At 72.6% G+C, this 17,251-nt stretch carries 19 protein-coding genes; 8 read left to right on the top strand and 11 right to left on the bottom strand.

The annotated features are described in order from the left end of the window. Positions 1-682: 682 nt before the first annotated feature. The gene (locus HNR73_RS37265; protein ID WP_184792794.1) at positions 683-1,024 is read right to left on the bottom strand and encodes an SAV_915 family protein; all 342 of its coding nucleotides are present in this window, start codon (positions 1,022-1,024) and stop codon (positions 683-685) included. Between the two features lie 147 nt (positions 1,025-1,171). Then, complete coding sequence (locus HNR73_RS37270) at positions 1,172-2,116, bottom strand: helix-turn-helix transcriptional regulator (protein ID WP_184792795.1); 945 nt, start codon at positions 2,114-2,116, stop codon at positions 1,172-1,174. A 120-nt stretch (positions 2,117-2,236) separates the two neighbouring features. On the opposite strand from HNR73_RS37270, the gene HNR73_RS37275 reads away from it, so the two are divergent. Both HNR73_RS37275 and HNR73_RS37280 read left to right on the top strand, forming a co-directional pair. Then, a complete protein-coding gene (locus HNR73_RS37275; RefSeq protein ID WP_184792796.1) occupies positions 2,237-5,902 on the top strand; it encodes a S8 family peptidase in 3,666 nt (1,221 codons plus the stop codon). A gap of 106 nt (positions 5,903-6,008) precedes the next feature. Continuing rightward, a complete protein-coding gene (locus tag HNR73_RS37280; RefSeq protein WP_184792797.1) occupies positions 6,009-6,458 on the top strand; it encodes a hypothetical protein in 450 nt (149 codons plus the stop codon). A gap of 25 nt (positions 6,459-6,483) precedes the next feature. On the opposite strand, the gene HNR73_RS37285 is transcribed toward HNR73_RS37280, so the two are convergent. Continuing rightward, on the bottom strand, positions 6,484-6,639 hold the full coding sequence (locus HNR73_RS37285; protein ID WP_184792798.1) for a ClpX C4-type zinc finger protein: 156 nt from the start codon (positions 6,637-6,639) through the stop codon (positions 6,484-6,486). 21 nt (positions 6,640-6,660) lie between these two features. Further along, complete coding sequence (locus HNR73_RS37290; protein ID WP_184792799.1) at positions 6,661-7,833, bottom strand: cytochrome P450 family protein; 1,173 nt, start codon at positions 7,831-7,833, stop codon at positions 6,661-6,663. 93 nt (positions 7,834-7,926) lie between these two features. On the opposite strand from HNR73_RS37290, the gene HNR73_RS37295 reads away from it, so the two are divergent. After that, on the top strand, positions 7,927-8,979 hold the full coding sequence (locus HNR73_RS37295; RefSeq protein WP_184792800.1) for a TetR/AcrR family transcriptional regulator: 1,053 nt from the start codon (positions 7,927-7,929) through the stop codon (positions 8,977-8,979). Between the two features lie 86 nt (positions 8,980-9,065). Further along, on the top strand, positions 9,066-9,857 hold the full coding sequence (locus HNR73_RS37300) for a polyprenol monophosphomannose synthase (protein ID WP_184792801.1): 792 nt from the start codon (positions 9,066-9,068) through the stop codon (positions 9,855-9,857). Here HNR73_RS37300 and HNR73_RS37305 read toward each other — a convergent pair. The 3 genes from HNR73_RS37305 to HNR73_RS37315 are packed head-to-tail and all read right to left on the bottom strand — an operon-like array spanning position 9,854 to position 12,334. Next, on the bottom strand, positions 9,854-10,624 hold the full coding sequence (locus tag HNR73_RS37305) for a class I SAM-dependent methyltransferase (RefSeq protein WP_184792802.1): 771 nt from the start codon (positions 10,622-10,624) through the stop codon (positions 9,854-9,856). The two genes, HNR73_RS37300 and HNR73_RS37305, sit on opposite strands and share 4 nt — an antisense overlap. A gap of 31 nt (positions 10,625-10,655) precedes the next feature. Next, on the bottom strand, positions 10,656-11,573 hold the full coding sequence (locus HNR73_RS37310; protein ID WP_184792803.1) for an RNA polymerase sigma-70 factor: 918 nt from the start codon (positions 11,571-11,573) through the stop codon (positions 10,656-10,658). Positions 11,574-11,584: 11 nt separating this feature from the next. After that, positions 11,585-12,334, bottom strand: a complete 750-nt coding sequence (locus tag HNR73_RS37315) for an SDR family NAD(P)-dependent oxidoreductase (RefSeq protein WP_184792804.1) — start codon at positions 12,332-12,334, stop codon at positions 11,585-11,587. A gap of 138 nt (positions 12,335-12,472) precedes the next feature. Between HNR73_RS37315 and HNR73_RS37320 the strand changes: the two genes are divergently transcribed. Further along, on the top strand, positions 12,473-13,195 hold the full coding sequence (locus tag HNR73_RS37320) for a Type 1 glutamine amidotransferase-like domain-containing protein (protein ID WP_184792805.1): 723 nt from the start codon (positions 12,473-12,475) through the stop codon (positions 13,193-13,195). Here HNR73_RS37320 and HNR73_RS37325 read toward each other — a convergent pair. Further along, the gene (locus HNR73_RS37325; RefSeq protein ID WP_184792806.1) at positions 13,192-13,974 is read right to left on the bottom strand and encodes an alpha/beta fold hydrolase; all 783 of its coding nucleotides are present in this window, start codon (positions 13,972-13,974) and stop codon (positions 13,192-13,194) included. The two genes, HNR73_RS37320 and HNR73_RS37325, sit on opposite strands and share 4 nt — an antisense overlap. 56 nt (positions 13,975-14,030) lie before the next feature. On the opposite strand from HNR73_RS37325, the gene HNR73_RS37330 reads away from it, so the two are divergent. Next, a complete protein-coding gene (locus HNR73_RS37330) occupies positions 14,031-14,636 on the top strand; it encodes a TetR/AcrR family transcriptional regulator C-terminal domain-containing protein (protein WP_184792807.1) in 606 nt (201 codons plus the stop codon). Here the strand turns inward: HNR73_RS37330 and HNR73_RS37335 are convergent. Genes HNR73_RS37335 through HNR73_RS37345 form a run of 3 tightly spaced genes read right to left on the bottom strand, consistent with a single transcriptional unit; the run spans position 14,623 to position 15,798 of the window. Next, positions 14,623-15,117 (bottom strand): NUDIX domain-containing protein, encoded by a 495-nt coding sequence (locus tag HNR73_RS37335; protein WP_184792808.1) that lies wholly within the window; start codon positions 15,115-15,117, stop codon positions 14,623-14,625. The two genes, HNR73_RS37330 and HNR73_RS37335, sit on opposite strands and share 14 nt — an antisense overlap. A gap of 23 nt (positions 15,118-15,140) precedes the next feature. Continuing rightward, positions 15,141-15,428 (bottom strand): MFS transporter, encoded by a 288-nt coding sequence (locus tag HNR73_RS37340; RefSeq protein ID WP_184792809.1) that lies wholly within the window; start codon positions 15,426-15,428, stop codon positions 15,141-15,143. 25 nt (positions 15,429-15,453) lie between these two features. Further along, positions 15,454-15,798, bottom strand: a complete 345-nt coding sequence (locus HNR73_RS37345) for a VOC family protein (RefSeq protein WP_184792810.1) — start codon at positions 15,796-15,798, stop codon at positions 15,454-15,456. Positions 15,799-15,854: 56 nt separating this feature from the next. Here HNR73_RS37345 and HNR73_RS37350 point away from each other — a divergent pair, with 56 nt between their 5' ends. Both HNR73_RS37350 and HNR73_RS37355 read left to right on the top strand, forming a co-directional pair. Continuing rightward, the gene (locus tag HNR73_RS37350) at positions 15,855-16,289 is read left to right on the top strand and encodes a MarR family winged helix-turn-helix transcriptional regulator (protein ID WP_184792811.1); all 435 of its coding nucleotides are present in this window, start codon (positions 15,855-15,857) and stop codon (positions 16,287-16,289) included. Positions 16,290-16,357: 68 nt separating this feature from the next. Then, complete coding sequence (locus HNR73_RS37355; RefSeq protein ID WP_184792812.1) at positions 16,358-17,200, top strand: alpha/beta fold hydrolase; 843 nt, start codon at positions 16,358-16,360, stop codon at positions 17,198-17,200. Positions 17,201-17,251 lie beyond the last annotated feature (51 nt).

Raw genomic sequence — 17,251 nt, forward strand, 5'->3', positions numbered from 1 at the left:
CGACGTGCGGGAGCTCGACCGGTGCCGGGTCCCCGGCGTGCAGGAAGCACGGCGGGCGCGTTCCCCGCGTGCGGGAACTCGGCCGGTGCAGTCCCGACGTGCGGGAGCTCGACCGGTGCCGGGTCCCCGGCGTGCAGGAAGCACGGCGGGCGCGTTCCCCGCGTGCGGGAACTCGGCCGGTGCAGTCCCCATGTGCAGGAGCTCGGCCAACACGAACGAAGCCGCCGCCTGCCAGGCATGGGATCGGGCTGCGGCTCCGCCGCCGGTGCCCGGTCCCCTGCCGAAGTGCCGAAACGCAGGCGGGTTTCCCGCGTCGGCGGGCGAGCGAAGCGAGACACGCCGGGGTGCGGAAACGCTGCCCGGCACCCAGTGTCGGCGGGTGGGCGAAGCGAGACACGTCCTTGCCGGGAGGGTTGCGGCGGGTCCCCGGTGTGGGCGAGCGGGCAAGACCCACCCGTGGGCGCCGAAACACAGCCCGGTTCCCCGCGTCGGCGGGCGAGCGGGGCGAAACCCTCTCGCGCGGGGCCGCTGGGGCCGGTGGTTCCCAGCGGCCCCGCCGCGAGCGCCGCCCCCGGGCGGGCGAGCGCGGCGACGCGCTCACGAGCCCGCGACCCACCCCGCCACCGTCGCCACCAGCGTCAGCGCCGCCACGATCGCCAGCAGCCGCCACACCCCCACCACGTCACGCACGGCTCCCCCGCGCGGCGAGCGCCGGGCGGCGCTCCGCACCGGCGCGCGAGCGTGTCTCCGTCGGGCGGGAAGGCGTCGAGATGTCGGGCGCGACGAGTACCGGGTCGAGCTGGGTCCGCGTGATCCCCAGCGGCGTGAGCATCGACCGCAACGCCGAGTCCGACAGCCGGATCCAGCGCTGCGAGTCGCCCATGGCGGCGGCGAGCAGATCGAGGCGGCTGAAGGCGATGCCGACGCGGCCCCCGTCCGGGAGCCGCCCGGTGCGCACGACGACCGCGTCGACGAGACGCGCGGGCCGGACGGGGACGTAGCGGACATGGTCGGGATCGTCCACGGTGGATGCTCCTTCGTCGGTCGGGCCGCGATGTGGCGGCCTCTTCGACGCTAGGCACGGACCGTCCCGCCGCCGCCTCCCCTGACGGGATCGCTACATCCGCCGCCGCATCCGCGATGCGTCCCTGACGCCGACGTGACCCGCCCCTCAGATCCACCCGCGCCGGGCCGCGATCACGCCCGCCTGGAAGCGGTTCTCCGCCCCCAGCAACGCCTGCAGCCGGCTCATCCGCCGCCGCATCGTCCGGATCGACCAGTCGAGCTGCCGCGCGATCGCCTCGTCCTTCAGCCCGCTGACCAGCATCCGCAGCAGGGCCCGGTCCTCGTCGGACACGGGGTCGGCGGCGGGCCCGTCGAGCGGCAGCGCCTGCCGCCAGGCGAGTTCCCAGTAGTCGATGAGGGCGTCGAGCAGCGAGGACGAGCGGATGACGGCCGCGCGCACGTCGGTCATGTCGAGCGACAGCGGCATGAGCGCCAGCCGCCGGTCGGCGATCGCGAGTTTCACCCGCAGCCCCGGCAGCACGCGTGCCTGTTCGCCGTCGGCGACGAGCTGGCGGATGTCGTCGTGGACGCCGGGCCAGTCGAGGGCCTCGGGTGCGTAGATCGCGCGGTAGCGGACACCCCGGGTCATGGCGTTGCTCTCGACGGGGTTGGCGGTGGTCAGTGCGTAGGGCGGCCGGTCGAGGGTGATGACCTCGTCGCAGGCCTCCTGCTGGAGGCGCACGAACCAGCGGCCGAGGGCCTCGCGGCCGGTGAGGATCTCGACCTCGTCGGCGGCGGAGGCCTTCGCGGCGGCGAACATGCGCGACAGTTCGGCGGTGGCCTCGGCGACGCGGTCGAGTTCTTCGGCGCGGGCGCGGATGAGGGCGCCGACGGCGGTGTTCGGTTCGATGGCGGCGTAGCGGCGGCGGACGCCCGACAGGCGGCCGACGAGGCCGTGCCGGTAGAGACGGTCGAGGGCGCGGCCGACGCGGTCGGCGCTGTGCCCGAGCTCCCCGGCGAGTTCGGCGGGCGTACCGGAGGGGCGCGCGAGCACGGCCCGGTAGACCTCCTCATCGAAGGGGTCGACTCCGGCGGGGGTGAGTGCGGCCATCGGGCGAGCGTGGCCCACTGATGCCACTGACCGCAATGGGCCAGTCCGGATCGTTGTGGCGGCGATACCCGGCGGTTACGTTGTCGATCACCCCCACCCCATTTCAACGGGAGTCTCCCGATGCGAAAACTTCCCCGCGCGGCGCGCCTGTGCGCCGTCGCGACCCTGGGCGCCGCGCTCGTCGCGGTGCCCGGAACCGCCCAGGCGGGCCCGCCCGGCCCGTCGCGACAGCCCGACGCGGGCGCGACGGTCACCCTCATCACCGGCGACCGGGTCGTGGTGACCCGTGACGTCGAGGGCCGCGCCTCGGCCGTCTTCCTGCCCGCCGCGCCCGAACGGGACGGTTACGTGACCCGAACCGTCGGCGAGGACCTGTACGTGTATCCGGTCTCGGCCGGTGAGGCGCTGGCCGCCGGACGGCTCGACCGGGAACTGTTCAACGTGACGGGCCTGGTCGAGCAGGGTTTCGACGACGCCTCCACCGACGCGCTGCCCCTGATCGTCGAGCACGGTGCCGGGACCTTCGCCGTCCCGGCCGGTGTGACGACGCTGGCCGAGCTGCCCGCCGCGGGCGCGACCGCGGTGAGTGCGGCGAAGTCGAGCGCGGTGGACTCCTTCGCGGCCCTCGGTGCGGCCGGGCACGTGTGGCTCGACGCGAAGGTCGGTGTCGCCCTCGCCGACTCGGTGGCGCAGCTCGGCGCGCCGAAGGCGTGGAAGGCCGGTTACACCGGCGCAGGCGTCACCGTCGCCGTCCTCGACACCGGCTACGACCCGGCGCACCCCGACCTGGGCGGCCGCGTCACCGCCGCCCGGGACTTCACCGGCACCTCCCCCGAGGCGGTCGACGGGCACGGCCACGGGACGCACGTCGCGTCGACCGTCGCCGGTACCGGTGCCGCTTCCGGCGGGCGTGAGAAGGGCGTGGCGCCCGACGCGGGTCTGCTCGTCGGGAAGGTCATGGACGACTACGGCGAGGGGCGGACCAGCTGGATCATCGCCGGGATGGAGTGGGCCGCCGAACAGGGCGCCGACATCGCGAGCATGAGTCTCGGCGGGTACAGCCCCGGCTGCGACGACCCGCTCGCCGAGGCCGCGCGGCGGTTGTCGCGCGACACGGACACGCTGTTCGTGGTCGCCGCCGGCAACGAGGGCGGCCGCGAGACTATCGGTTCACCCGCTTGCGTGGCCGAGGTCTTGACCGTCGGCGCGCACGACGCCGACGACGCCACCGCGTCCTTCTCCAGCCGCGGCCCGGGCGGTGCCGCGCACGTCCTGAAGCCGGACGTGTCGGCCCCGGGCGTCGACATCCTCGCCGCCGCCGCGGGCAGCCCCCACGGTGAGGCGTACACGACGATGTCGGGCACCTCGATGGCCACGCCGCACGTCGCGGGCGCGGCGGCGCTGCTGCGCCAGAAGCACCCCGACTGGTCCGCCGAACGCCTCAAGGCGGCGATCGTCTCGACCGTCCGTGACGCCGGGGACCACGTCTACGCCCAGGGCGCCGGGCCGGTCGACCTCGGTAACGCCATCGATGCCAGGGTCCTCGGGCCGGGCACGGTCGACGCGGGATCCTTCGACTGGCCGCACGACGCGCGGTCGCCGCTGACGGTTCCGGTCACGCTGACCAACACCGGCCGCTTCCCGCAGCTGATGATCCCTTCGATCGAGGACGCCACCGGTGCCGACGGCGGGCGCCTCGCTCGCGGCACGGTGTCCCTTGTGGACCATCTGGTCGTGGTGCCCGCCAAGGGGACCGCGACGGTTCGGGTCCGCATCGATCCGCGCAAGGTCCAGCGCCTCGCCGCTTACGGCGGCTCCGGTTTCCGGCTCGTCGTGCGCGGACTCGGCGAGCGCGTCGTGACGCCGGTCGGTTTCTGGCTGGCGCCGAAGACGATCGACCTGACGGTCAAGACGCTCGACAGGCGGGGCGAGGCGCCGTCCTTCGGGAGCACGCTCGACCTGATCGGGATCGACCGCTACACCTTCGATCTGCGTTTCCTGGACGAGGAGTCGGCTGAACAGACCTTCACGGTCCCGGCGGGGAAGTACGCGGTGAACGCGCTGCTGTACAGCCGGGATCAGGGGACGACCGGTCCTCGCGAGGGGCTCGGCGAGTCCATCTCGTGGCTCGGCGACTCGGAGGTGACCTTGTCCGAGGACACCGTGGTGACCCTCGACGCGCGTGCCGCGACGCGACGGGAGGTGGTCACCGACCGTCCATTGGAGACACGGTCGATGTATCTCCAGTACGGCCGATGGTGGGACGGCGCCCGGATCGGCGGTGGTCTCGGGGCCGACCGGTACCACGACGCGATCTACACCGCCGACACCGATGCCGTGCGCACCGGCGGTTTCGAGCTGGGCATGTACTACCGGATGAGCGCGCCGGAACTGGTGCTGGGCAACAGCGCGGGCGTGGAACTGCGGCAGGAGTACCTCTACGACTCGGCGAAGCTCGACGGCACCGGCTCGACGTCCCTTGTGGACGCCGGTGACGGGTCGGCCGGGGCCCTGGCCGCGGCGGCCGGGAAGTTCGCGCTGGTCCGGGTGACGTCGATGTGGGACGTGCGCGAGGTCCTCACCGCCGCCACGGAGCTGGGCGTGACGGGCGTGCTGTTCGACATGGACGCCCCGGGCCGCTTCTTCTCCTTCGGCGAGGCGGGTCTCACGCCGGGCGTGACGATCACGGCGGCCGAGGGCGACGCCCTGCGGGCGGCGTTGGCGGTCGGTCCGGTGACCTTCGACTGGTCGGCGACGGCGGTGAGCCCGTACGTGTACAACCTCGCCTTCCACGAGGACGAGGTCGACTCCTCGGTTCCGCTGGTCGCGCGCGACCGGGATCTGGCGTCGGTGACGGAGAACTGGCACGCGCAGGGCTCGTCGAAGTCGATCGCCGACATGGTCGCCCTCGTCCGCCCGCACTACGTCGGCACGGCCGCGGTGAGCGACGACCTGCCGACCGGGATCAGCCGCACGGCCTACTACACCGCCGGGGACGGGAGTTCCTGGCAGCACCTGGCCGGTGACTTCACGATCCAGTCCTACATGCGTGACCGGCTGCGGACCTACGCGAAGGTCGCGCACCGCGACGAGGACTGGTTCGCCGGTCCGGCGCGTCCCGGCCCGTGGCGGGAGGACGACGGTGCCTCCTTCTACGTCGGGCTGCGCGAGGACGACGTGATCGGCGTCGACTTCGCCCAGTGGAGCGACTCCGACCCGAACCACGCCGGGACCGGCAACTTCCTGTCCGACTACGGGACGCTCGACCTCAGGGCCGACGGCGTGAGTCTCGGCATGCAGGAAACCTTCGGGTTCTTGGCCGCGGGGTGGAACGTTCCGGCCGGTCCGGCCGTCTACGAACTGGAGATGAACACCCGCAGGAACTACGTCGGTCCCGGCGACGAGCTGTCGTCGGCGACCGGGACCGTGTGGCGTTTCGAGTCGTCCACCGTGGACGGTGTCGGCGCGCTTCCCATGCTGGTCCCCGGATACGACCTCGACGTCGACCTGTTCAACAAGGCCCCGGCCGTCGCCGGGTACCGGGTCGGTTTCGGCGCCGAAGGACAGCCCGGGTACGAGCCGGGCGCCTTGAGCGCCAGGGCGTGGGCGTCCTTCGACGAGGGTGTGACCTGGGTCGAGGTGCCCGTCGCGGCCGACGGCGGGGGATTCTCCGCGACCGTCGACAACACCGCGGCGGCAAGTGGGTATGTATCCCTCAAGGTCGCGCTCACGGCGGCCGACGGGACGAGCGTCGAACAGACCATCGTCCGGGCTTACGGGGTGTAGCGACCGCGCCGGCCCCGCCGTCGCCATGGCGGCCGACGCGGTTCACGGGTGGGACGAGCCGGGCTCACCCGAGCGGAAGGCGGGATCCTCGCGGATCCCGCCTTCCGTGGCGCACGGCGGCGCCGACGGCGCCGGCAGCTCCGACCTCCAGGAGCGGCTGCCCGTGCGGAGCGGGTTCGCGGGGCGGGTCCGGGGAGAAGACCACCCCGGCGGAGCCGCCGTGCCGGCGGTGACCGACGCCGACGGGAACCCGGCCGGTTCCGTACGCCGGCACGCGTCGACGGCGGCGGCGGTGGACATCCTGGACGCCGACGGAGGCCACCTGGTGCACGTCGTCTACGGCCGGGTTCACCGCGTGCCCGGTGTGCGCTACCTCGGCACGGCCGGAGACCAGCCCGCGGTGGCGGTCTCCAGCCATTGCGCGATGATCGTGCGTTTCGATCCCGGGGCTCCCGAAGCCTTGCGGGTCCTCGTCTTCGCGCAGTTGCAGGGCGCCGGATGGCTGTCGATGTCGCGCTTCCGGCGCGAGGTGAGACCGCGACCCGGGCCGGGCTGACCGGCCGGATCCCGCCGCCCGTGGCTCACGCCGTCCCGCCGAGGCCCTCCTCGTCGAGCAGTTCGTTGCAGCGGTCCACGCACTCGTCGCAGATGCAGTACCGGTCCGGGCCCGCGATGAGGTGCCGAACCAGCTCGGAACCCCTGCCGCAGAAGGAACACACGAGCCGGTCCAGTCGCATGTGGACGACCGTGCCCAAGGCTCAGCCCACCACCGGCAGGCTCGCCAGCCGCCACGTCCCCGGATCGGGCAGGAAGGACACGTCCCCGGCCGGGGCCAGATCCGGGAAACGCCGCCACAGCGCCGACAGCGCCAGCTCGGTCTGCGCCCGGGCCAGGGGCGCGCCGAGGCAGAAGTGCTCACCGTGGGCGTATCCCATGTGCCCGTCCCGGCCGACGGGCCGCGTCACGTCGAGGATGTCGGGATCGGTGAAGACACGCGGATCGCGGTTGACCGAGGCGAGCGCGACCGTCACCGGCGAACCGGCGGGAACGGTAACGCCGCCGATCTCGGCGTCCACTGCGGAGTAGCGGGGGACGGTGAGCAGTTGCGGTCCGGCGAACCTGGTCAGTTCTTCCACCGCGCCGGGCATCAGTTCGGGCTTCGATCGCAGCAGTGCCAGCTGTTCGGGGTGGGTGAAGAGGGTCTGTACGGCGTTGGCGATGAGGTTGGTCGGGGTCTGCCCGGCGAGCAGCAGTTGCCAGACGAAGGTGACGAGGTCGTCGTCGCTGAGCCGGTTTCCCTCGTCCTGCGCGCGGACGAGGTCGGAGATCAGGTCGTCGGCGGCTTCGGCGCGGCGGGCGGCGACGAGGGCTTCGGCGGCGGCCAGGATGCCCGGGATGGCCGCGGTGAACTCCGGTCCGTGCCCGGCGACCACGGCCGCGCCCCAGGCGCGCCACCGTGGACGGTCGGCGGCGGGGACGCCGACGAGTTCGCTGATCGCCTCGGTCGGCAGGGGCCTGGCGAAGTCGGCGAGCAGGTCGAAGGGCCGGCCGGCGGGCAGGGCGTCGACGAGCGCGTCGACGATCGTGGCGAGGTGCGGCCGGAAGGACTCGGTGTTGCGGGGTGTGAAGGGCGGTGCGACGAGCCTTCGCAGTCGCCGGTGCTCGGCGCCGTTGGTTTCCGACATGGTGCGCATGTAGCGGCGGCAGTGTTCGGGTACGTCGGGTCGCTGGTAGCTGTGCGACAGGATCTCGAAGCGTTCGTCGGCGAGCATCGCCCTGCCTTCGGCGTGGCGGGTGACGGCCCACATGGGGGGCATGCCGGGTGCGGTGAGCATCGCGACGGGCGACCGCTCGCGGATCTCGGCGTAGGCGCCGTAGGGGTCGGTGAGGACGGCGGGGTCGCTCAGGTCGAGTGTGGGAAGGGCGGACACGCGGCCTCCAGATGATGTAATCAGATGGTCATGTCATCTGAATGCTGAAGATATCCTGGATCGCCGACGGCGGCAAACACCGAGGGAGCGCGCATGGGCCGGCTCAGCAGGGCCGAACAGCAGGAGCGGAACAAGGCCAGGGTGCTGGCCGCCGCGCGCGAGGAGTTCACCGAACACGGCTACCGCGAGGCCAAGATCGACCGGATCGCCGACCGCGCCGAGCTCACCCGGGGTGCGGTGTACTCCAACTTCCCCGGCAAACGCGCCCTGTACTTCGCCGTGCTGGCCGAACTCGCCGCGACCACCCCCGCCCCGGCCGAACCCGCGCGCGTCTCGGTGCGCGAGGCCGCCGGAGCCGTCGCGCGGGCGTGGATGTCGCGGCTGCCGCTCTCCGAGGGTCCCGTCCACCTCGGCGCCGGCCTGCTCCCCGAGACCGCCGCCGACCAGGCCGTCCGCCTGCCGTTCGCGCAGCTGCTCAAGCTCGACGCGATCGTCCTCGGCCTCGCCCTGGAGAACCTCGACCCGCGCGGCGGGCGCCGCGTCCGCCTCGCCGAGTCGCTGCTCACCACCCTGCACGGCGCCGGCCAGCTCGCCGCCTCCGCGCCCGGCTTCGTCGAGCCCTTCACCGTCGTCGCCGCCTGCGAGGCCCTCGCCGGGATCGACGACACGTGGCCGGAGCCGGCCTACCTGCCCTTCATCGGGCCCGCGATCCCCTGTGACGACCCGTGGACGCCCCCGCCGGTCACCGACGCCCTGCGTGAGACCACCGGCCCACCGCCCGCCGACGGGCTCGTCGCCGTACTCGGCCTGCACCGCCTCGAAGCCGTCGAGGAGGCCGCCCGCCGCGCCCCCGGCACCGACCTCACCATCGCCCTCGTCACCGGCTCCCCCGCCGAACTGAAACCCCTGGCCCGGCTCGTGCTCACCGAGCTGCGCGACCGTCTCCGCCACGCCGCCCCGCCCGGCGCGTGGCCACGCGTCCGCCTCGTCCTCGACGGCGACGAACTCGCCGCCGCGCTCGGGCTCACCGCCGTCAGCGACGCCACCGAGGCCGCCGCCCTCGTGACCGGCGGCCGGATCACCGCACGGGCCGAAGGCCGGGGCGCCTGCCACGCCGCCGCGAGCGCGTGGACCGGCCGGGTCTGAGGCCGTCGGCGGCACCCGAAAGGACGCGGCGACGTACCGGTAGCATCGTCCGGATCCCCGCAGAAGCCACGGACACGGAGAGTGTGATGGAGACCCCCGAAACGCCGGATGCGATCGCTCTGCCGTCGCCTTGGGCGGACAGTCGCGTCGCCATCGTCGTGCCGACCTACAACGAGCGCGGCAACCTCCGCGAGCTCTTCGACCGGATCGCCGCGCTGCCGCTGCCGAACCTGCGGATCATCATCGTCGACGACGGCTCGCCCGACGGGACCGCCGACGAGGCCGAACTGCTCGGCAAGGAGTTCGCGCCGGAACGGCCCGACTTCGTGTCGGTCCTGCGCCGGGAGAGCAAGGACGGCCTCGGCCGCGCCTACATCGCCGGTTTCGGCAAGGCCCTGGAGACCGACGCCGAGTACATCGTGCAGATGGACGCCGACCTGAGTCACCCGCCGGAGTACGTGCCCTCGCTGCTCGGCGGACTGCTGTCCACCGACGCGAGCATGGTCATCGGCAGCCGCTACGTCTCCGGTGGCTCCCTCGCCGACGAGTGGAAACTGCACCGGCGCTTCCTGTCGGGCTGGGCGAACGTCTACGTCAACGCCATCCTCGGCCTGCACATCCGCGACGCCACGGCCGGTTTCAAGATCTGGACGCGCGCGGCACTGCTCGCCGCCGAGCTGGATTCCCTGCACAGCAAGGGTTACAGCTTCCAGGTCGAGATGAACTACGTGACGAAGCTGGCCGGCGGCAAGATCGTGGAGATCCCGATCCGTTTCCACGAAAGGCATGAGGGCGTCAGCAAGATGAGCCTGAAGGTCAAGATCGAGTCGGCGAAGCTGCCCTTCCGGCTGCGGTTCGCCGGCCGCCGCAAGCCCTAGGCGAGCGGCTTCCCCCACACCACGGTCGCCACGACCTTGAGGTCGAGGCCGCCGTCGACGACGAAGGGCGCGACGACCTCCCGCACCTCGCGGTCGAAGTCGGCCGCCTCCTCGGCGGGCATGTTCTCCCGCGCCAGACTCGACGTGGAGTGGAAACGCTCCACATAGGACTCCACGCTCTGCCGGTAGGTGACCGGCGCGGTCTCGGCGCGGCCCGTCTCGGCGAAGTGCCCGCCGTCGGAGATCACGTCGACGACGGTGAAGTCCGGGTCGTAGCGGGGATTGCGGGAATGCCGCACGATCACCTCGTTGAGCGCGTCCTGCCAGGGCACGTCGCGTTCGCCGTGTTCGACGACGGCCAGCGGCGCCCCCTCGGCGGTGAGGTCGAGCAGTCGCGGCATGAGCGTCGGCCACGCCATCCAGTGCAGACTCGCGCCGGCCGTGACCAGGCCGTAGGGGCCGGTGAGGTCCACGGTCTCGGCCGCGCCGGTGATCCAGCGCAGGTTCTCCCGCGAACCGCCCGGCCGCTCCCGGCCGACCGCGATCATCGCCGCCGACACGTCGACGGCGTCGACCCGGTCGACGAGCGCCGCCAGGGGCCGCGCGAGAGCGCCCTCCCCCGCCCCGAGATCGAGGACCGTGCGCGGCCGGTCGCCGAACAGCCCGGTCAGGATCCCGAAGACCTCGGCCGGATAGGGCGGACGGTGGCGGTAGGCGGCCGCGACGCCCTCGTGCGCGAATACGGCGGCGAGTTCGGCGTGTTCCATCCCGCGATGGTGCCACTTCCCGGCCCCGGCGTCACTTGCGCACGCGACCGACTTCGCGGAGGGCCGCCCAGGCGTCGGCGACCGGGCCGAGGTGGGCGAGCTTGTCGGGGTTGTTGACCGCGCGGATGGTCTGGATGCGGCCCTCCTGGATGTCGAGGCTCCACACGCTCAAGATCCCGCCCTCGCGGTAGCGGAGCACCACGCCGGGACGACCGTTGACCTCGTGGGGCTCGATGGTCCCGCCGATCTCGGTGAAGGTCGGCAGGAACAGGACCAGCATCCGCGTCACGTTGTCGAAGCCGACCGACATGCCGCGCGAGAACTGCGGTGCCTTGCCACCGGAGTCGCCGACCATCCGCACATCGGCCGACAGCAGTTCGCGCAGGCTCTCCACGTCGCCTTCGGCCATGGCGTCGAAGAAGCGCCCGGCGAGTTCCTCGCGTTCGCGGCGGTCGGCCTCGAAGCGGGGGCGCCCGCCCTCCATGTGGCGGCGGGCGCGGACCGCGAGTTGCCGGCACGCCGCCTCGGAACGCCCGACGGCCGCGGCGATGTCGGGGAAACCGAAGGCGAAGACCTCGCGCAGCACGAAGACCGCGCGTTCGAGCGGGCTGAGCCTTTCGAGGAGGAGCAGCGCGGCCATCGACACCGAGTCGGCGAGCTCGGCCGAGCGTTCCGGGTCCTCGTAGGGGTCGGTGAGGAGGGGTTCGGGGAACCACGGGCCGACGTACTCCTCGCGGCGGACACGGGCGGAGCGGAGGACGTCGATGGAGATCCGGGTGACGACGGCCGAGAGGAAGGACTTGGCCGACGCCGGTTCGGTGTCGGTGGCCTCCCAGCGCAGCCAGGTCTCCTGGACGGCGTCCTCGGCTTCGCCGACGCTGCCGAGGATGCGGTAGGCGATGGTGAACAGGAGCGGGCGCAGTTCCTCGAACTCCTCGTCGCGGTCCATGTGCGCGCCTCCTACCAGGGCTCGGGGCCGGTCTCGCCGAAGAAGCCGCCGGTCGGGCCGTCGTCGTCGAGGGTGGCGTACTCGACCATCACCTTGGCGCCCTGCGCCGGGGTGAGGAAGCCCTGGTGATTGTTGATCTCGGTGTCAACGTATCCGGGCGCGACGGCGTTGACCAGGAAGCCGTCGGCGCGCAGTTCGTTGGCGTACTGGACGGTGAGGGAGTTCAGGGCCGTCTTGGAAGGCGTGTACGCCGCGGAGTGCACCAGCGAGGACAGGACGCTCGTCGGGTCGGCCGACAGCTCCAGCGACGCGGCACCACTGCTGACGTTGACGATGCGCGGGGCCCGCGACCTGCGCATCAGGGGGAGTACGGCGTTGGTCACCGCGATGACGCCGAAGACGTTGGTCTCGAAGACCGCGCGGACCATGTCGAGGTCGACGGTGCTGGGGATCTGGTCGACGGCGTCGGCGGGCGAGACCTTGCCGGAGCCGGTGATGCCGGCGTTGTTGACGAGGACGTCGAGGTGGCCGTAGGTCTCCTCGATGTGCTTCGCGGTCCGCTGGATGGTCGCCGCGTCGGTCACGTCGAGGGTGATGGGGTGGACGTCGCCGTCGATGGCCGCGGCGGCCTCGGCGCCTTTCGCGGCGTCGCGGGCGCCGAGCAGGACGGTCATGCCCAGCGCGGCCAGTTGCTCGGCGACCGCGCGCCCGATGCCCTTGTTCGCGCCGGTGACGAGGGCGACTCGCAGGTATTCGCTCATCGTTGCTCCTTGGATCGGTGTCGGTTCACCACCCGAGACGAGACAGCGCGGCCTACGGTGACATGGGGTGACGGGGGTCTCGGTCGTGTCGTACCCGCGTTCTACGGTGTCGGTGTCGCGACCCAGGGAGCTGAGGACATGAGGGCATTGCTGACCTCGTCGGGGATCACGAACGGCGCCATCGGGGCCGCGCTCGTCGAGCTGCTGGGCAGACCGGTCGCCGAGTCGAGCGCGCTGGTGATCCCGACGGCCCTCCATCCGTTCCCGGGTGGGCCGGAGATGGCGTATCGCGCGCTTTCCCCGGAGAGCCGGACCCGCTTCGGCGCCCTGGGTTGGAAGTCGCTGGGGATCCTCGAACTGACGGCGCTGCCGAGCATCGACCCGGATGTGTGGACCCCGGCGGTCCGGGCGGCCGACGCGCTGCTGGTGTGCGGCGGGGACCCGCTGTTCCTCGCGGGGTGGATGCGCAGGTCGGGCCTTGCCGGTCTGCTGCCGACGATGCGGCCCGAGGCGGTTTACGTGGGCGTGAGCGCGGGGAGCATCGCCGCGGCCTCCACCTTCGTCGAGACCTACACGGAGCCGCCGCACGGCAACGACGGGCCGTGGGAGTCGGAGGCCGTCGAGTTCGAGGGCGGCGTCGACAGGATCCTGGTCAAAGGGCAGGGGGCCGGGCTCGTCGACTTCGCGGTGATCCCGCACCTGGAGAACCCCGGCCACCCCGACGCGTCGCTCGCCAACGCGGAGAAGTGGGCGGCGCGGATTCCCGCGCCGACGTACGCGATCGACGACGATTCGGCCGTCGCGGTGGCCGACGGCGACGTGCGGGTCGTGTCCGAGGGGCAGTGGAGGCTGTTCGCCTAACGGTCGAGCAGGCGGTGGTAGAAACCGTCGATGGCGTGGGCGACCGCGCCGGGGGCGGTGCGGTTGGCGTCGTGGGGCAGTCCGGCGAGGACGGCCTGGTCGGCGTTGGGGAGGACGGCGGCCAGGGCCTCGTCGCGTTCGCGCGCGAGAGCCGTGCTGCGTTCCCCGCGCAGGAGGAGGACGGGCGTGGTGATGGCGGCGTAGGCGCCGAGGCGGACGCCGAGCTCGTGGATCGCCTTCATGTCGTCGATCTGGCGCGGGACGAGTTCCCGGTAGGGCTTGCGGAGGGCGACGTAGGCGCCGCCGAGCCAGGCGACCGGCGTGGGGAGGCGCAGGACCTCGCGGCTGAAGATGCGCATGGCGCGGCCCGGTTTCCCCTCGGCGACGGCGGCGCGGGAGCGGGCGAGGGGTTCGTCCCATGGATCGGCGCGGAGGGTCACGGCCGGGTCGAACAGCAGCGCTCCGGTGAACAGCTCCGGCGTGGCGACGAGCGCTTCGAGGGCGGCGACACCGCCCGAGGAGTGTCCGACGAGCAGGAGGGGCGTGCCGAGGGTGCGGGCGAGCTCGGCGACGTCGGCGGCCTCCTGGGCCATGGTGAAGCCGCCGTCGGGGGCGTGCAGGTCGAGGCGGTACTGGCGGCGGTGTGGGCGGACGACGCGGTAGGTCGCGGTCAGGCGGGCGGCGACGGCGCCCCAGCGCGAGCCGTCGTCCATACCGGGGTGCAGGACGAGGATCGCGGGGCCGGAGCCTTCGTCGCGGTAGCGGATGTCGGGGTCCATGACGTGCCTCCTTAGCAATGCTAAGGAGCAGCTTAGCACTGCTAAAGTGGGCGGTGATGAGCGAGAAACCCGGCCTGACCCGCGCGGGCCTTATCGACGCGGCCCTCACCCTGCTCGACGAGGTCGGCCTGAAAGGCCTCACCGTGCGGCGGCTCGCCGCCGACCTCGGCGTGAAGTCACCCGCGCTGTACTGGCACATCCGCACGAAACAGGAGTTGCTCGACGGGGTGGCCGAGGCGATCGTCCGCGCCGCCGGACTGGGACCGCCGCACGACGGCGAACCCTGGCAGGACTGGCTCGTCCGGCGCGCGCTCGCCTACCGCGCCGCCGTCCTCGGCCACCGCGACGGGGCCCTCGTCGTCGCGTCCTCGACCCGCCTGGGCGCCGAGGCCCTGGAACTGTTCGACGCCGAACTCCGCGCCCTGGTCGCCGAGGGCTTCACCCCGCGACTCGCGCTGGACACGATCAGCGCCCTCAGCCACTACACGACGGGTTTCCTGCTGCGGGAACAGTCACCGCCGACAGCCGGCGCGGGGCCGGTCGGCGCACTGCCCGGGACGCTGGTTGCCGCCCGCCGCGCGGGCGGCGGCGGCTTCGAGACAGGTGCGCGGTTGATCGTCGCGGGGGCCGAGCGGGAACTGGCCGGGGTCACGGGCGGCTGAAGGACCGATCGGCGGCCGCCGCCGGGACAGGGCGGCCGTACTCCAGGTAGGCCGCCCCGCCATCGCGCTTGGCGGCGAGCGCCGCCTGGATCCGCAGGACGAGGCGCTCGATCGTGTGGTCGCCGAGATCCTCCGGGGCCACGTACTCCCAGCCGGCCAGTTCCCCGTCGGGGAAGTGGATCGCGTCGTGCTGCTCGGGCGACAGGTGCCCGCCGTCGAAGACGAACAGGAGTTTGTCACCGTCCTTGACCGTCCGCGCCCAGTCGACGACGAGCAGCGGACCGATGTCGGCCCGGATCCCGAGCTCCTCGTGGACCTCGCGCGCGCACGCGGCGGCCGGACTCTCGCCCGGCTCGACGTAACCGCCCGGGATGTCGCGGTAGGCCTTGTACGTGGGCTCGACCAGCAGAACCCGCCCGGCCTCGTCGGTGAACAGCGCACCGGCGGCGAGCGCGGCACGCGTCGGATTGTGGAGCGGCATGCGGCGAAGCTACCGGCCCGCCGTCACACCCGTCCGGACCGCACCCCGTCCCTCCGCGACGTCAGTGCTGTCGCGAGCAACGCCAGACCCGCGGCCGGGAGCCCGAGCAGCGTGACCGCCGTCCACTCCTGACTGCGCCTGTCCACGAGGTGCCCGGCGGCGACGTTGCCGGCGAGGACGCCGACGCCCCGGGCGGACAGGGTCACGGTGAGCGCCCTGGGGAAGGCCTCCGAGGTCATCGCGCCGATGTAGGTGTAGACGGTGAAGTGACCCGCCATCACCAGCAGCGTCGACCCGAGGATCGCCGTCACCCTGGGCCGTCGCCAGCGTGGCGCGTCAAGAACGCTCCCCCGGCTCTTCGGACAGGCTGAACGCCACGCCCTGGTCGTCGACGCAGTGCGCGTACGCGCCCGACGGGATGGTGACCGGGTCGTCCGCCGTGCCGCCGAGTTCGCGCACGCGGGCGACGGCGGCGGCGATGTCGTCGACGGCGAAGAAGATCCGCGGATGCCGCGAGGCGTCGTCGTGCGGGGAACCGCCCGTCGGTGCGGACCCGTCGATCATCGAGTAGCCGGGGAAGTTGCCCGCGCGGAACCGCCAGCCGAACAGCGAGCCCCAGAAACGCTCGGTCGCCGCGATGTCGCCGGCCGGCAGCTCGAAGTACGTGACCTTTCCGTTCATGATCGTCCTCCTCATGTCAATGTCCTGACATTGGGAGCCTATGTCAAACTACTGACATGGAGCAACCGGAGGCGGTCGGCGAACTCGACAGGTCGGTCAGCTACGTCCTCAAGCAGGTGCACGCCGCCATGCGCACCGCCATGGACGAGACGCTGCGCCCGCTGGACCTGACCGTCCCGCAGTACGCGTGTCTCGAACTACTCGGCCGCGAGCCCGGACTGTCCAATTCCGAACTCGCCCGCCGCGCCTTCGTCACCCGCCAGTCGATGAACGTCGTCGTCCACCGCCTCCAGGAAAGCGGCCTGCTCACCCGCCCCGAACAGGCGGCCCACGGACGGGCCCGGCCGACCGAGCTCACCGCCGACGGCAGGACGCTGCTGCGCAAGGCGAGCGTCGCCGTGCGCGCGGTCGAGAAGAAGCTGTTCTCGCCGCTGTCGGAGGAGCGCCAGCGGCGACTGCGGGAGGATCTCGCGGCGGTGGTGGCGGGTTAGGCGCGCCAACGCTTCCCGGACGGCGTCGCGGGACAGCGCCGGACCGCGATCCGGGCGAGAATCCCGGCATGGACGCGATGACGGAGGCCCTGTCCGCGCTGTGCGGGCGGCCGGTCGAACGCGGGTCGCTGACCCGGCCGGGTCAGCGGCGCCTGCGCTGGGTGGAGGCCGGCGAAGGACCGCCCGTGGTGCTGGTCGCCGGGGCCGGGGAGACGTGCCTGACCTGGGCGACGGTGCTGCCGGAGCTGGCGGCCGGGCATCGGGTGATCGCCTACGACCGCGCGGGCACCGGCATGAGCGACCCCGCGCCCGCGCTGGACCTGGACGGACAGGTCGCCGACCTGGCCGCGCTGCTGGCGCAGGTCGGTCCGTCGGTCGTGGTCGGGCACAGCTGGGGTGGCCTGCTGGCGCGGCTGGCGGCGGCACGGGAGCCGGTCGCGGGCCTGGTACTGCTGGATCCCTTCGACGTGAAGGTTCTGGCGGGTGTGCCGTGGCCGTTGCGGCTCGCTGAACGGGCCATGGGTTCGCTGCTGGTGGCGGCGTTCCGGCTGGGACTGTTCGGACGGCTCGCCGCCGGTGAGGCACGAAGGCTCGCCGAGGCCGCGACCGCCGACCCGGAGGTCCGCGACGCGCTCGTCCACGCGTACCTCGGTTGCTACACGACGCGCGGGCAGGTCGCGATGATCCGCGACGAGGCCCGGATTCCGGCGGGCGACCCACCACCACCGTCGCCGCCGGTGCCGACGCGGATCCTCAGCGCCGTACGAGGATCCCGGGACGCGGCGGCCGCCAGGATCCGCGCCGACGGCTGCACGGATCGCTGTGTCCACAGTGCGGTCACTGACGCGGGCCACTACATCCACCACGACCGGCCCGAACCTGTGCTCGCGGCCGTGCGGGAGCTGTCGTGACGGGAGAGCGGAGGGAAGCCGTCCGGCGACCGGCCGTTGAGCGCCCGGTCC

It is taken from the genome of Phytomonospora endophytica (assembly GCF_014202425.1).
Taxonomy (GTDB): domain Bacteria; phylum Actinomycetota; class Actinomycetes; order Mycobacteriales; family Micromonosporaceae; genus Phytomonospora; species Phytomonospora endophytica.